The organism is Variovorax sp. efr-133-TYG-130 (assembly GCF_030208835.1).
Taxonomy (GTDB): Bacteria; Pseudomonadota; Gammaproteobacteria; order Burkholderiales; family Burkholderiaceae_C; genus Variovorax.
Window position 1 is genome coordinate 120,756 of sequence record NZ_JARVTD010000031.1, and the last position, 13,445, is coordinate 134,200.

Below are 13,445 nucleotides of genomic sequence, written 5' to 3' on the forward strand. Positions count from 1 at the left end.
ATGACAACCACATTCCTCGGACACCGCGTGCGCGCGCTGGCCCTCGGCGTGCTCGCCGCATGCGCCGCGGCAGCCGGCCACGCGCAGGGTGCCGACACCTACCCCGACAAGCCGGTGACACTGGTCGTTCCCACGGCGGCGGCGGGCGGCACCGACACCATCTCGCGGCTGATCGCGGACGCGCTCTCCAAGTCGCTGAAGCAGCCCTTCATCATCGACAACCGACCCGGCGCCAACGGCATCCTCGGCACCGACCTGGTGGCACGCGGCACGCCCGACGGCTACCGGCTGCTGTTCACCTACGCCGCTGCGATGGTGGTGAACCCCAGCCTCTACAAGAAGCTGCCCTACGACCCGGTGAAAGACTTTGCGCCCGTGGCGCAGATCGGGCGCGGCGGCAACCTGCTGCTGGTGCGCCAGGACCTGCCGGTGAAGACGCTCAAGGAATTCATCGCCTACGCCAAGGCGCGGCCCGACAAGCTCAGCTACTGCTCGTGGGGCAACGGCTCCGGCGGCCACCTGGCGATGGAAAGCCTCAAGAAGCAGGCCGGCCTGGTGATGACGCACGTGCCCTACAAGGGCAGCGGCCCCTGCGTGCAGGACCTGATGGGCGGCCAGGTCGACGCGGCCTTCGCCGACATGTCGTCCACGGTGGAGCTGGTGCGCGCCGGGCGCCTGAAGGCGCTGGCCAACAGCGGCCCCTCGCGCATTCCGATGCTGCCCGACGTGCCGACGATGACCGAGGCCGGCTACCCCTTCACCAACTACTCGTGGTACGGGCTGCTGGCGCCCGCGAAGACGCCGCCGGCCATCGTGAAGAAGCTCAACACCGCGGTGAACCAGGTGCTGAAGGACCCGGCCGTGGTGCAGCGGCTGCGCGAACTCAATTTCACCGACCTGCCGCAGAACACGCCCGAGCAATTCGCCGCGACCATGCAGAAAGACCTGCACGACTGGAGCGTGCTGGTGAAGGACATCGGGCTGACGCTCGAATGAGCGGTCAGTCGTCGTCCATGTGTCGTGACCGGCCGAACCAGAAGCCCAGGATCATGCCGACCGTGCCGAAGCCGATGGCGATCCAGAGGCTCAGGAAGGTGAAGACGTTGTAGCGCCCGGGCTGCTGCGCGAGCGCGCTCGCCAGGTCGGGTTCGTTCAGGCCGCCGAGCCCGCGCGCGGCGGCGAAGTCGAAGCCCGCCGAGCCGAGGAAGTTGAGCGTCAGCAACAGCGGCAGGATGGTGAGCAGCGGAAACCACGCGCCGCGCATCTTGCGCCACGACATCAGCTGCGCCGCCACGAACAACGCCACGCCGACACCGATCAGCCCGAGCACGAAGCGGTCGCGGGCCAGCGGCAGCAGCCACGGCCAGACCCATTGCAGCGGGTAGAGCGGCCATTCCGCCTGCGGCGCCAGGCCGCCGGGGCGCGCAAAGGCCTGCCAGCCCAGCGCGAGCGTGACGCGCCCCACCAGCGCGGACGCACAGGCCACGGCCGCGACGCTCAGGCAGCCGATGCGCAAGGGAGACGAACGCGGCTGCGCAAAGGCATGCGCCGGCAGCACGGGCGACGGAAATTGCCCCGGCCGCCAGACCCGCTTCACCACAATGACCGGCGGCGGCGCCACCGACAGCGCGCCGCGCACCAGCCAGTCGATGGCGAAGATCGCCAGCGCAAAGGCCATCGCGGCCGTCAGCCAGGCGCAGGCGCCCGGCATGTCGACGAAGCCGATCGGCGTGAACATCGGCAGGTTGCCGTACACGAGCCCCGCGCAGCCGTAGGCCAGCAGGATCGGCACGCAGCCGACATGGGCCGCGCGCATCAGCAGTTCGTCGCTGCGGACCGACTCCTGGCCCAGCGCCTGGACGCGTGACCAGGCGCCGCGCAGGCTCACTTGGCCAGCGACTTCAGCGCGAGCTTGATGCCCTCGCTCACCGTCGCGTCCTTCGGCAAAGCCTTCAGCGCGAGCGCGGCTTCCTTGTCGCTGTAGCCCAGCGCGATCAGCGCCTGGAGGATGTCGGCCTGCGCGTCGGAGGCCGCATGCGCCGGCAGGCCGATGTCGGCGCCGAGCTTGCCCTTGAGCTCCAGCAGCAGCCGTTCGGCGGTCTTCTTGCCGATGCCCGGGATCTTCACGAGCCGGCCCAGCTCCTGGGTGGTGATCGCCTGCGCCAGTTCGCCCACGCTCATGCCCGACAGCAGGCCCAGCGCGGTGCGCGGCCCCACGCCGGTGATCTTGATGAGCTGGCGAAAAGCCGCACGCTCCTCGGCGGTACCGAAGCCGTAGAGAATCTGCGCGTCCTCGCGCACGACGAAGTGCGTGAGCAGCGACACCTTCGCGCCGACGTTCGGCAGGTTGTAGAACGTGCTCATCGGCACATCGACCTCGTAGCCGACGCCGTTGCAGTCCACCACCACCTGCGGCGGATTGCGTTCGGCAAGGATGCCGGTGAGTTTGCCTATCATGGGTGCCCTTTTTCCTTGAAATGTCCGGCGTGATTCTGCGACACACCTTTACCCCACTGAACAATTCGCGCCTCGGCCACCTGTGCGGGCCTTTGGACGCCCACCTGCGCCGCATCGAGGAAGCGCTGGGCGTGAAGATCGCGCACCGCCACGAGCAGTTCAAGGTCGACGGCCCCAAGGCCGCCGCCCAGCGCGCGATGGACGTGCTGCAGGCGCTCTATGAAATCGCCCAGCGCACGATCGACCCGGCCGTGGTGCAGCTCACGCTGGCCGGCGACGGCTCGATGCTCGAGGGCGATGACGACATCGCGATGCTGGTCACCCGCCGCACCGACCTGCGCGCGCGCACCCCCACCCAGGCGGTGTACCTGGACAACATCGCCAAGCACGACATCACCTTCGGCATCGGCCCGGCCGGTACCGGCAAGACCTACCTCGCGGTGGCCTGCGCGGTCGATGCGCTGGAGCGCGCGGCGGTGCAGCGTATCGTGCTCACGCGTCCGGCCGTGGAAGCGGGCGAGCGGCTCGGCTTCCTGCCCGGCGACCTGACGCAGAAGGTCGACCCCTACCTGCGCCCGCTGTACGACGCCCTCTACGACCTGATGGGCTACGAGAAGGTGCAGAAGGCCTTCGAGCGCAACGCGCTGGAGATCGCGCCGCTGGCCTTCATGCGCGGGCGCACGCTGAACAATGCCTTCGTGATCCTCGACGAGGCGCAGAACACCACGCCCGAGCAGATGAAGATGTTCCTCACGCGCATCGGCTTCGGCGCGCGCGCGGTGGTGACGGGCGACGTGAGCCAGATCGACCTGCCCAAGCAGCAACTGAGCGGCCTGATCGACGCCGAGCGCGTGCTCAAGCGCGTGAGCGGCATCGCCATGACGCACTTCACCAGCGCCGACGTGGTGCGCCACCCGCTGGTGGCGAAGATCGTCGACGCCTACGACGGCCAGCGCAAGCGCGCGGGAGCGCACTGAGATGGCCGCATCGAAGCTCCCGGCACTGTCCCTGTCGCTGCAGTTCGGCCGCTTCAAGGGCGTGGAGCGGCACCGCGCCGCGTTGCCGCGCCACAGCGTGACGCGCTGGATCCGCCATGCGCTCGACATCGACGGCGAGATCACCGTGCGCATCGTCGATGCCGAGGAAGGCCAGCGCCTGAACCGCGAGTTCCGCGGCAAGGACTACGCCACCAACGTGCTGACCTTCGACTATGCGCAGAGCCCGCTGGTGATGGCCGACCTGGTGCTGTGCGCGCCGGTGGTGGCGCGCGAGGCGAAGGAAAACCGCAAGACCCTGGCCGACCACTATGCGCATCTGCTGGTGCACGGCACGCTGCATGCGCAGGGCTGGGACCACGAGACCAGCGAGGCCGACGCCGACGAGATGGAAGCCTGCGAGATCGAGATCCTCGCGGGCCTGGGCATCCGCAGCCCGTACGGCAAGTAGCCGGACGGCGGCGGCTAAGCCGTCATCTGCAGCGGGATCGTCACCGGCCCGTCGTTCAGCAGGTGCACCTGCATGTCGGCGCCGAATTCGCCGGTGGCCACCACCGGGTGCGCGGCACGGGCCTGCGCCACGAAGTACTCGTAGAGCCGGCGCCCCTCGTCGGGCGGCGCCGCCTGTGTGAAGCTGGGACGGTTGCCGCCGCTCGCGTCGGCCGCGAGCGTGAACTGGCTCACCACCAGCAGGCCGCCGCCGATGTCCTGCACGCTGCGGTTCATCTTGCCCGCCTCGTCGGCAAAGATGCGCAGCTTGAGGATCTTGGCGAGCATGCGGTCGGCCAGCGCATCGACATCGCCGCGCTCGGCGCACAGCAGCACGAGCAGGCCGGAATCGATGGCGCCGACGGTGCGGCCCGAGATGTCGACGCGTGCATGGGCGACACGCTGGAGAACGGCTTTCATGGGGGGTGATGTTCGCCGGCCTGGGTGGCGCGGGCTTCCATGGTCAGGGGCAGGAGCTGGATGGTGACGCGCAGGCCCGGCACGGCGTCCATCAGGGACTGCTCGAGCTGGTCGCGCATGCTGGCGGCGTGCTGCAGCGTCCAGTCGCCGGGCACGTGCATGTGGAGGTCGGCAAAGCGGCGCTGGCCGGCGCTGCGCGTCACCATGTCGTCGAAGCGCAGCCGGGTGCCTTCGGGCATGCGGGCGGCGAAAGCGTCGAGGGTGGCGCGCACGGTGGCGAGCGTCTCGGGGTCGAGCGCGCGGTCCATGAGCCCCTGGGACGAGCGCCACACCAGCTTCGCGCCCTCGCGCACGATGTTGAGCGCCACGCCGATGGCCAGCACAGGATCGAGCCAGAGCCAGCCGCTGAGCTGCACGCCGACGATGCCGATCACCACCGCGGCCGAGGTCCAGACGTCGGTCATCAGGTGGCGGCCGTCGGCCTCCAGGGCGATGGAGCGGCGTTCCCGGGCCGCCCGGAACAGCATCACGGCCAGCCCGGCGTTGAGGCCCGAGCTCACGACCGACAGCGCCAGGCCCCAGCCGACCTGCTCCAGAGGCTGCGGCGACAGCAGGCGCTGCACCGACACCCAGAGGATCGCGATGGCCGCGCCGACGATCAGGATGCCCTCGAAGCCCGACGAGAAGTACTCGGCCTTGTGGTGGCCGTAGGGGTGCTCGTCGTCGGCCGGACGCTCGGCGATGGTCACCATGGCCAGCGCGAACATGGCGCTCGCGAGGTTGACGAAGGACTCCATCGCATCCGAGATCAGGCCCATCGAATTGGTGATGTAGCCGGCCGTTCCCTTGAGCACGATGGTGATCAGGGCGACCGCGACGGAGAGGCGAAGCAGGGTCTTGGGGGTCAGCGTCATGCGGGATCGGATGTGGATTTGGACGAATGGCCACGCAAAAAGCGGTAATAGGCCGCAAGATCCGGCTGAATTTTCGGCCTCGTGTCCATATGTAACGCCTTCGCCTTAATATTTGTGACCGTTGCGAAACATCTCGCGCAGAAAAGTCAGGATGATGAAAAAAACCGTGATCGCCTTGTGCGGCCTCGCCATTGTGGGCTCGGCAGCGATGGCCCAGACGCCCGCCGCCGAACCGAAGGCAGGCTTCGTGAAGTCCGTGCGCGGCAGCGTGCAGCTGCTCGATGCGGGCGGCGCCGTCCGCAACGCCAGTCCCGGCGATGCGCTGGGCTCCGTGGACCGCATCGTCACCGGGCCCGACTCCTCGGCCTCCGTGGTGATGCGCGACGACACGACGCTGGTGGTCGGCCCCGCGTCGCGCCTCGACCTGAAGGAATTCCATTTCGACGGCACCACGCACGAAGGCGGCATGCTGCTGTCGCTGCTGCGCGGTTCGATGCGCATGATCACCGGCCTGATCGGCAAGACCAACCCCGACGCGGTGCGGGTCGAAACCCAGACAGCCACCATCGGCATCCGTGGCACCGATTTCATCGTTCAAGCGGACGGGCGCCCATGAAGACCCGTTTCGCACTCCTCACCGTCCTCGCGCTGTCGCTCGCTGCATGCTCGACACCCGGCACGCGCGTGGTGCTGCTGCCGCAGGCCGACGGCACGCCTTCCGCCGTGGTGGTTCGCGCCAAGGACGGGGAAGAAGTCCTGTCCAAGCCCTACCAGCGCGCCACCGCCGCCGTCGGTGCCAGCGGCGCCCCGGTCGTCGACCAGGCCGACGCGGCCAAGGTGCAGGCGGAGAACAGGCAGCTGTTCGACATGCGCCCGCCGCCGCCGAAGCGCTACACGGTGTATTTCGAGCTCGGCGGCACCACGCTCACGCCGTCTTCGCAGCTGACCTTGTCCGAGGCGCTGGCCGAAGCACAGGCGCGCAGCGGCAGCGACATCGTCGTCACCGGCCACACCGACACCAAGGGCTCGATCGAGCAGAACGACGAGCTGTCGCGCCGGCGTGCGCAGGAAGTGGTCCAGCTGCTGGTGGAACGCCAGTTCCCGTCGCGCCGCATCGAGGCTGTCGGGCGCGGCGAGCGCGAACTGGCGGTACCGACCGCGGACGACGTGGACGAGCCGCGCAACCGGCGCGTCACCATCGAAGTCCGCTAGCGCCGCCCCGGTCAGCTCAGCGTCACGCGCGCGAACTTGCGCTTGCCGACCTGCACCACGTAGCTGCCCGCGGGCAGCTTCAGCGCCTTGTCGCTGACCACGGCGGAGTCGATCCGCACGCCGCCGCCGTCGATCAGGCGGTTGCCCTCCGAAGTCGACGGTGCCAGGTTGGCCTGCTTGAGCACCTGGGCGATGCCCAGCGGGGCGCCGCTCAGCGCCACTTCGGGAATCTCGTCGGGCACGCCGCCCTTGCTGCGGTTGATGAAATCCTGCTCGGCCGCCTCGGCCGCCGCCGCGCTGTGGAAGCGCGCGGTGATTTCCTTGGCCAGCGCGACCTTGGCGTCCTTCGGGTTGCGGCCGCCTTCGATCTCGGCCTTCAGCGCCGCGATCTGCTCGAGCGACTGGAAGCTCAGCAGCGTGTACCAGCGCCACATCAGGTCGTCGGAAATCGACAGCACCTTGGCGAACATGGTGTTGGCGTCCTCGCTGATGCCGATGTAGTTGTTCTTGCTCTTCGACATCTTCTCGACGCCGTCGAGGCCTTCCAGCAGCGGCATGGTCAGTATGCACTGCGGTTCCTGGCCGTATTCCTGCTGGAGGTGGCGGCCGACGAGCAGGTTGAACTTCTGGTCGGTGCCGCCCAGTTCGAGGTCGCTCTTGAGCGCGACCGAGTCGTAGCCCTGCATCAGCGGGTAGAGGAACTCGTGCACCGAAATCGACTGGCCGGCCTTGAAGCGCTTGTTGAAGTCGTCGCGCTCCATCATGCGGGCGACCGTGTACTTGGCGGCCAGCTGGATCATGCCGCGCGCGCCCAGGGGGTCGCTCCACTCGGAGTTGTAGCGGATCTCGGTCTTCTCGGGGTCCAGCACCAGGCTGGCCTGTTTGTAATAAGTCTGGGCGTTGGCCTCGATCTGCTCGCGGGTGAGCGGCGGGCGGGTGTTGTTACGGCCGGAGGGGTCGCCGATGGTGCTGGTGAAGTCGCCGATCAGGAAGATCACCCGGTGGCCCAGGTCCTGCAGCTGGCGCATCTTGTTGAGCACCACGGTGTGGCCGATGTGAATGTCAGGCGCGGTCGGGTCCAGTCCCAGCTTGATGCGCAGGGGCGTCCCGGTGGCTTCGGAGCGCTGCAGCTTGCGCACCCATTCGTCCTGCGGCAGCAGCTCGTCAGCGCCCCGGAGGGATATTTCGAGCGCGCGTCCTACACTATTTGAGAGGCTCATGGATGTAACAGATTCGGCCTTTACGGGCTTTTTTGGCTGACTTTTGGGGTGCCGAAGCTATACTCAGCCCGACTTTTCAAGCGCCGGATTCTAAGCGGCGCTTTTTTCCGCACCGTCTCCTGCCGCCCTGAACGTACTGGGCCTTGCAGCACGGATTTGCAGAACCTGAGCTGGAATTCAAGTTTGATCAACGGCATTCTTGCCGCCGAGGAGCTCCTTGCTTCCCGCGTGGCCTACACATTCCGGACGTACCCCAAGCAGATCACCGCAGTCATCGCGGCTGCCCTGCTGAGCGCCGGCACCCTCGCGGTGGCATCGCTCGGCCCGGATGCATCCGACCTCCCCGTGCGCCAGATCCTGGAAGCCACGGCACCTGTTTCAGTGGCCGACCAGAGCGAAGCGCTGGAAAGCTTCAGCTTCACGCTGTTCCGCACCGACGTCACCCGCTCGAGCGACACGGCCGAGGCGCTGCTGAAGCGCCTGGGCATTTCCGACCCCGCCGCCACCGCCTTCGTGCGCGGCAGCGTCGAGGCCCGCAACGCGCTGTTCTCGCGTGCCGGCCGCACCGTGACGGCCGAGGCCACGCAGGAAAACCAGCTCAAGAAGCTCAGCGCCCGCTGGATTCCGGACGGCGACGGCGGCTTCAAGCGCTACGTGATCGAACGCACGCCGACCGGCTTTGCCGGCGTGACCGAGCGCGACACCCTCACGGCAGGCACGCGCCTGGCGAGCGGCACCATCCGCACCTCGCTGTTCGCCGCCACCGACGACTCGCGCATTCCCGACGCGGTGGCGAGCCAGCTGGCCGACATCTTCGCGGGCGACGTCGACGTGCGCAACCTGCGCAAGGGCGACCGCTTCGCCGTGGTCTACGAGACCCTGGAAGCCGACGGCCAGGCGCTGCGCAGCGGCCGCGTGCTCTCGGCCGAGTTCGAGAACAACGGCAAGATCCACCAGGCCGTCTGGTTCCAGCCCCCGGGCGCGGGCCAGAAAGGCAGCTACTACCGCCCGAACGGCGACAGCCTGCGCAAGGCCTACCTGGCGACGCCGGTCGAGTTCTCGCGCGTATCCAGCGGTTTCGCGATGCGCATGCACCCGATTTTGAATAGCTGGCGCCAGCACAACGGCATCGACTACGCCGCACCCACGGGCACTTCGGTGCGCACGGTCGGCGACGGCACGGTCGATTTCGCGGGCACGCAGAACGGCTACGGCAACATCGTCATCATCAATCACCGCAACAACCAGCAGACGGCGTACGCCCACCTGAGCCGCATCGACGTCAAGTCCGGCCAGAGCGTGAGCCAGGGCCAGACGATCGGCGCCGTGGGCATGACCGGCTGGGCCACCGGCCCGCACCTGCACTTCGAATTCCGCGTGGGCGGGGTCTACCAGAACCCGACCTCCATCGCGCAGGAAGGCGGCGCGCCGATCACCGCGGCCATGCGCCCGGCCTTCGAGCGCATCGCAGTCGGTGCCCGCACCGAGCTGGCGGCAGCCTTCTCCGTCATCCAGGCCAGCGCGGACTGAGCACGCGCGGCGGCCCTTCTTTCTTCACCTGACGCCAGGATGGCCGCCGAACTTTTCATCGGCCTGATGTCGGGCACCTCGCTCGACGGCGTCGACGGCGTGCTCGCCGAGCTTTCAGACGGCCGCATCGCGGTGCGGTCCTACGCCACGGCTGGCTTCCCCGTGGCACTGCGCGCCGAGCTGCTCGCGCTCAACACCCCCGGCGACAACGAACTGCACCGCGCGGCGCTGGCCGGCAACGGGCTCGCGAGGGCCTATGCCGGCGTGGTCCGGCAACTGCTGGCGGACAGCGGCACCGATGCCGGCGCCGTCACCGCCATCGGCGCGCACGGGCAGACGGTGCGCCACCGGCCACTGGAGTTCGACGACGTCGGCTACACGCTCCAGATCAACAACCCCTCGCTGCTGGCCGAGCTGACCGGCATCGACGTGGTCGGCGACTTCCGCAGCCGCGACCTGGCTGCCGGCGGCCAGGGCGCGCCCCTGGTGCCGGCCTTCCACCGCGCGCTGTTCGCACGCGCCGGCGAGCCGGTCGCGGTGCTCAACATCGGCGGCATCTCGAACCTGAGCCTGCTGCCGCCCGCCGACGCGCCCGAAGGCGCGATCGTGCTCGGCTTCGATTGCGGCCCCGGCAACGCGCTGATGGACCATTGGTGCCAGGCCCACCAGGGCCAGCCCTTCGACCGCGACGGACAGTGGGCGGCCAGCGGCCAGGTGCTGCCCGGGCTGCTCGCGCAGCTGCTGGCCGATCCCTACTTCGGCAAGGCACCGCCCAAGAGCACGGGGCGCGACCTGTTCAACCCGGACTGGCTGGCCGCGCAACTCGGCACCACGGCCCTGCCGCCCGCCGACGTGCAGGCGACGCTGGCCGATCTGACCGCGAGCGCCTGCGCGGCCGACCTGCGCCGCCACGGAAAAGACGCCAGGCTGCTGATCGTCTGCGGCGGCGGCGCGCTGAACGGCCACCTGCTCGCCCGCCTGCGCGCGCTGCTGCCCGGCGTCAGCGTGGAGGCATCGACCGACCACGGCCTGCCGCCACAGCAGGTCGAGGCCGCCGCCTTTGCCTGGCTGGCCCGCGCCACCGTGCGGCGCGAGCCTGGCAACCTCGCCAGCGTGACCGGCGCGCGCGGGGCGCGCGTGCTGGGCGCCATCTACCCCGCCTGACAGCGGCCGTCCGTCAGCCCTGGCCGGACACTTCCGGCTGCGCGGGGTGCGCCGCGCGCACCTCCGACGGCAGGTGCCAGAAGATGAGAGCGGACGCCACGGTGATCAGCCCCATGGTCGCGAAAGTCGCCTGGAAGGCATCGAGCGTGTGGGCGGCCGTCTCGGTGCCGAAGATGCCGTTGTAGCCCGCCAGCACCGCGCCGGCGGCGGCCACGCCCATGCTCATGGCCAGCATCTGCACCATCGACAGCAGGCTGTTGCCGCTGCTGGCCATGCTGCCGTCCAGGTCCTTCAGCGTGATGGTGTTCATGGCGGTGAACTGCAGCGAATTGACCGCGCCGAAAGCCAGTAGCTGCAGCACGTGCAGCACCATCGGCTGGCCCGGCGCCGTGAGGCCGAAGCTGGCCATGGTGCAGCCCACGAGGGCCGTGTTGACCACCAGCACCCGGCGGTAGCCGTAGCGCGTGATCAGCGGCGTGGCGAAGCGCTTCATGGCCATGCCGGCCAGCGCGATCGGCAGCATCATCAGACCGGCGCGCACCGGCGAATAGCCCATCGACACCTGCAGCAGCAGCGGCACCAGGAAAGGCATGCAGCTGCTGCCGAGCCGCGAGAACAGGTTGCCGATCAGCCCGATGCTGAGCGTCGGCACCTGGAAGAGCGAGGGCGCGAACAGCGGTTCGGGCGTGCGCGAGGCGCGCAGCCAGTAAGCGGCGATGCTGGCAAAGCCGAAGATCAGCACGACCATCACGCCGCCCTGGCGCAGACCCACGCCGTCGAGCGAAAGCGAGATCGCCACCATGCCGAAGGCCAGCAGCGCATAGCCGACGCTGTCGAAGCGCTTCTGCACCACGCCGCGCAGGTCGGGCATGTACTTGAGCGTGGCGATGCAGCCGGCCAGACCCACGGGCACGTTGATCAGGAAAATCCAGTGCCAGGAGGCGTACTGCACCAGCCAGCCGCCCAGCGTGGGGCCCAGCAAAGGCCCTATGAGCCCCGGGATGGCCACGAAACTCATCGCCTGTAGGAACTCCCCGCGCGGCACCGTGCGCAGCAGCGACAGCCGCCCCACGGGCAGCAGCAGCGCTCCACCGAGCCCCTGCACCACGCGCGCGGCCACCAGCTGCCCCAGGCTGTGCGACAGCGCGCAAAGCACCGAGCCGAGCGCGAAGAGCACGATCGCCGAGAAGAAGATGCGGCGCGTGCCGAAGCGGTCGGCGATCCAGCCCGAAGCCGGGATCAGCATCGCCATGGTCAGCGCATAGGCCACCACCACCGATTGCATGCGCAGCGGGCTCTCGCCGAGGCTGGCCGCCATTGCCGGCAGCGCGGTGTTGATGATGGTGGCATCGAGCGTCTGCATGAAGAAGCCGACGGCGACGAGCCACAGCAGGCTCTTGCGAACGGGTTGAACGGCGGTTTCGGCCTCTGAAGTCATGGGCAAGGGGAAAGGAGCAGGAACGAAAAAGCCGCCCGGAGGCGGCTTTCTGGAGAGGGCTTGGTCAGCGGCATCCGGGCATCAGGCCGAGAAGCTCGATCCGCAGCCGCAGGTGCTGGTGGCGTTGGGGTTCTTGATCACGAACTGGGCGCCTTGCAGGTCTTCCTTGTAGTCGATCTCGGCGCCGACCAAGTACTGGTAGCTCATGGCGTCGATCAGCAGGGACACACCGTTCTTGGTCATGGTGGTGTCGTCTTCGTTGGTGATCTCGTCGAAGGTGAAGCCGTACTGGAAGCCGGAGCAGCCGCCGCCTTGCACGAACACGCGCAGTTTCAGGTCGGGGTTGCCTTCTTCGGCGATCAGGTCGGCCACCTTGGCTGCCGCACTGTCGGTGAAGACGATCGGCTCGGGCATCTGGGTCTGGATGTTTTCGGCTACGGCGCTCATGGGGTAATAACTCCTGGTGGGCCGAACAGGCGGCCAATGGAACGAATGCTACTGCAATGCCGCATTTTCGGCAGGCGGACTGTGGCGTGCACCCCTATGCAAGTGGGGTCGGACGGCAATGCGCCAAGACGTCGCAACGAAAAAGCCGCCCGGAGGCGGCTTTTTGTTCGAAGCGAACAGGATCAGCGCTTGCTGAACTGCTTGCGACGACGGGCGGAGTGCAGACCGACCTTCTTACGCTCGACTTCACGTGCATCGCGCGTCACGAAGCCGGCTTGGCTCAGGACGGGCTTCAGGCTTGCGTCGTAGTCGATCAGGGCACGGGTGATGCCGTGGCGCGTGGCGCCAGCTTGACCCGATTCGCCGCCGCCGTTCACGTTGACCATCACGTCGAAAGCTTCGAGGTTGTTGGTCAGCACGAGGGGCTGCTTCGCGATCATGATCGAGGTTTCGCGGCCGAAGAACGCTTGGATGTCCTTGCCGTTGACCGTGATCTTGCCGGTGCCCTTTTTCAGAAACACGCGGGCGACGCTGGATTTGCGACGGCCGGTGCCATTGTTCCATTCACCAATCATTCTCAAGGCTCCTTACAGTTCCAGCACTTTGGGCTGTTGGGCGGTATGCGGGTGCTCAGCGCCACCGTACACCTTGAGTTTCTTGATCATTGCGTAACCGAGCGGGCCCTTGGGCAGCATGCCCTTGACAGCCTTTTCCAGGGCGCGGCCCGGGTGCTTGTTCTGCATGTCGCGGAAGTTCGTCGCCGTGATACCGCCCGGGTAGCCCGAGTGACGGTAGTACACCTTGTCGATCGACTTGGCGCCGGTGACGCGCAGTTGCGCGGCGTTGATGATGACGATGAAGTCACCGGTATCGACGTGAGGCGTGTAAATGGCCTTGTGTTTGCCGCGCAAACGGAGAGCAACTTCGCTGGCTACTCGTCCGAGGACCTTGTCGGTCGCGTCAATCACAAACCACTCGTGCGTCACGTCAGCGGGCTTGGCGCTGAACGTTTTGGTCATGAGTTTTTCTCTTGAAAAGAGGGTTTGGCGAGCCCTTTTCCACGGTCGGCGTTCCTCTGGTGGGAATCTCTTAGGTGGGTTTGTAGTCTTCGCCGCGGGGCTACAAAAACGCTGCGAAGCCCGCGATTATATGAAGAAAC

Annotated in this window: 16 protein-coding genes; 7 read left to right on the forward strand and 9 right to left on the reverse strand. The window is 67.7% G+C overall.

Annotated elements, in window-relative coordinates; genetic code table 11:
• Entirely contained in the window at positions 1 to 996 is a 996-nt protein-coding gene (locus tag QRN67_RS26040) for a Bug family tripartite tricarboxylate transporter substrate binding protein (RefSeq protein WP_285414199.1), read from the forward strand.
• Positions 997 to 1,000: 4 nt separating this feature from the next.
• Here QRN67_RS26040 and QRN67_RS26045 read toward each other — a convergent pair whose 3' ends face one another.
• Together QRN67_RS26045 and ruvA are read right to left on the reverse strand one after the other, a co-directional pair.
• Positions 1,001 to 1,888 carry a hypothetical protein gene (locus QRN67_RS26045; RefSeq protein WP_285414201.1) on the reverse strand — a complete coding sequence of 296 codons (888 nt, stop codon included), beginning with the start codon at positions 1,886 to 1,888 and terminating at the stop codon, positions 1,001 to 1,003.
• Complete coding sequence (gene ruvA / locus QRN67_RS26050; RefSeq protein WP_081269699.1) at positions 1,885 to 2,457, reverse strand: Holliday junction branch migration protein RuvA; 573 nt, start codon at positions 2,455 to 2,457, stop codon at positions 1,885 to 1,887. Before ruvA ends, QRN67_RS26045 begins: the two co-directional genes overlap by 4 nt.
• 20 nt (positions 2,458 to 2,477) lie before the next feature.
• On the opposite strand from ruvA, the gene QRN67_RS26055 reads away from it, so the two are divergent.
• Positions 2,478 to 3,434, forward strand: a complete 957-nt coding sequence (locus QRN67_RS26055; RefSeq protein ID WP_172839902.1) for a PhoH family protein — start codon at positions 2,478 to 2,480, stop codon at positions 3,432 to 3,434.
• 1 nt (position 3,435) lies between these two features.
• The gene (ybeY, locus tag QRN67_RS26060) at positions 3,436 to 3,903 is read left to right on the forward strand and encodes an rRNA maturation RNase YbeY (RefSeq protein WP_106936758.1); all 468 of its coding nucleotides are present in this window, start codon (positions 3,436 to 3,438) and stop codon (positions 3,901 to 3,903) included.
• A 14-nt stretch (positions 3,904 to 3,917) separates the two neighbouring features.
• Here ybeY and dtd read toward each other — a convergent pair whose 3' ends face one another.
• Both dtd and QRN67_RS26070 read right to left on the reverse strand, forming a co-directional pair.
• Positions 3,918 to 4,361, reverse strand: coding sequence for a D-aminoacyl-tRNA deacylase (gene dtd, locus QRN67_RS26065; RefSeq protein ID WP_106936757.1), 444 nt, complete (start codon positions 4,359 to 4,361; stop codon positions 3,918 to 3,920).
• The gene (locus QRN67_RS26070; RefSeq protein ID WP_106936756.1) at positions 4,358 to 5,275 is read right to left on the reverse strand and encodes a cation diffusion facilitator family transporter; all 918 of its coding nucleotides are present in this window, start codon (positions 5,273 to 5,275) and stop codon (positions 4,358 to 4,360) included. Before QRN67_RS26070 ends, dtd begins: the two co-directional genes overlap by 4 nt.
• A 151-nt stretch (positions 5,276 to 5,426) precedes the next feature.
• Between QRN67_RS26070 and QRN67_RS26075 the strand changes: the two genes are divergently transcribed.
• Positions 5,427 to 5,891 carry a FecR family protein gene (locus tag QRN67_RS26075; RefSeq protein ID WP_285414203.1) on the forward strand — a complete coding sequence of 155 codons (465 nt, stop codon included), beginning with the start codon at positions 5,427 to 5,429 and terminating at the stop codon, positions 5,889 to 5,891.
• A complete protein-coding gene (locus QRN67_RS26080; protein WP_285414204.1) occupies positions 5,888 to 6,487 on the forward strand; it encodes an OmpA family protein in 600 nt (199 codons plus the stop codon). The genes QRN67_RS26075 and QRN67_RS26080 overlap by 4 nt, the downstream gene beginning before the upstream one ends.
• 11 nt (positions 6,488 to 6,498) lie before the next feature.
• On the opposite strand, the gene tyrS is transcribed toward QRN67_RS26080, so the two are convergent.
• Complete coding sequence (gene tyrS, locus QRN67_RS26085) at positions 6,499 to 7,707, reverse strand: tyrosine--tRNA ligase (protein ID WP_081269693.1); 1,209 nt, start codon at positions 7,705 to 7,707, stop codon at positions 6,499 to 6,501.
• A gap of 183 nt (positions 7,708 to 7,890) precedes the next feature.
• Between tyrS and QRN67_RS26090 the strand changes: the two genes are divergently transcribed.
• Complete coding sequence (locus QRN67_RS26090; protein WP_106936752.1) at positions 7,891 to 9,237, forward strand: M23 family metallopeptidase; 1,347 nt, start codon at positions 7,891 to 7,893, stop codon at positions 9,235 to 9,237.
• Between the two features lie 39 nt (positions 9,238 to 9,276).
• On the forward strand, positions 9,277 to 10,401 hold the full coding sequence (locus QRN67_RS26095; RefSeq protein ID WP_285414205.1) for an anhydro-N-acetylmuramic acid kinase: 1,125 nt from the start codon (positions 9,277 to 9,279) through the stop codon (positions 10,399 to 10,401).
• A 13-nt stretch (positions 10,402 to 10,414) separates the two neighbouring features.
• Here the strand turns inward: QRN67_RS26095 and mdtD are convergent, their stop codons facing one another.
• The 4 genes from mdtD to rplM all read right to left on the reverse strand — a co-directional run bounded on the left by mdtD (position 10,415) and on the right by rplM (position 13,305).
• The gene (mdtD, locus tag QRN67_RS26100) at positions 10,415 to 11,839 is read right to left on the reverse strand and encodes a multidrug transporter subunit MdtD (protein WP_106936750.1); all 1,425 of its coding nucleotides are present in this window, start codon (positions 11,837 to 11,839) and stop codon (positions 10,415 to 10,417) included.
• Between the two features lie 81 nt (positions 11,840 to 11,920).
• Positions 11,921 to 12,286, reverse strand: coding sequence for an iron-sulfur cluster insertion protein ErpA (gene erpA / locus QRN67_RS26105; protein ID WP_007827949.1), 366 nt, complete (start codon positions 12,284 to 12,286; stop codon positions 11,921 to 11,923).
• A 182-nt stretch (positions 12,287 to 12,468) separates the two neighbouring features.
• Positions 12,469 to 12,861 carry a 30S ribosomal protein S9 gene (gene rpsI / locus QRN67_RS26110; RefSeq protein WP_081269689.1) on the reverse strand — a complete coding sequence of 131 codons (393 nt, stop codon included), beginning with the start codon at positions 12,859 to 12,861 and terminating at the stop codon, positions 12,469 to 12,471.
• A 12-nt stretch (positions 12,862 to 12,873) separates the two neighbouring features.
• Entirely contained in the window at positions 12,874 to 13,305 is a 432-nt protein-coding gene (rplM, locus tag QRN67_RS26115; protein WP_007827946.1) for a 50S ribosomal protein L13, read from the reverse strand.
• Positions 13,306 to 13,445: the final 140 nt, after the last annotated feature.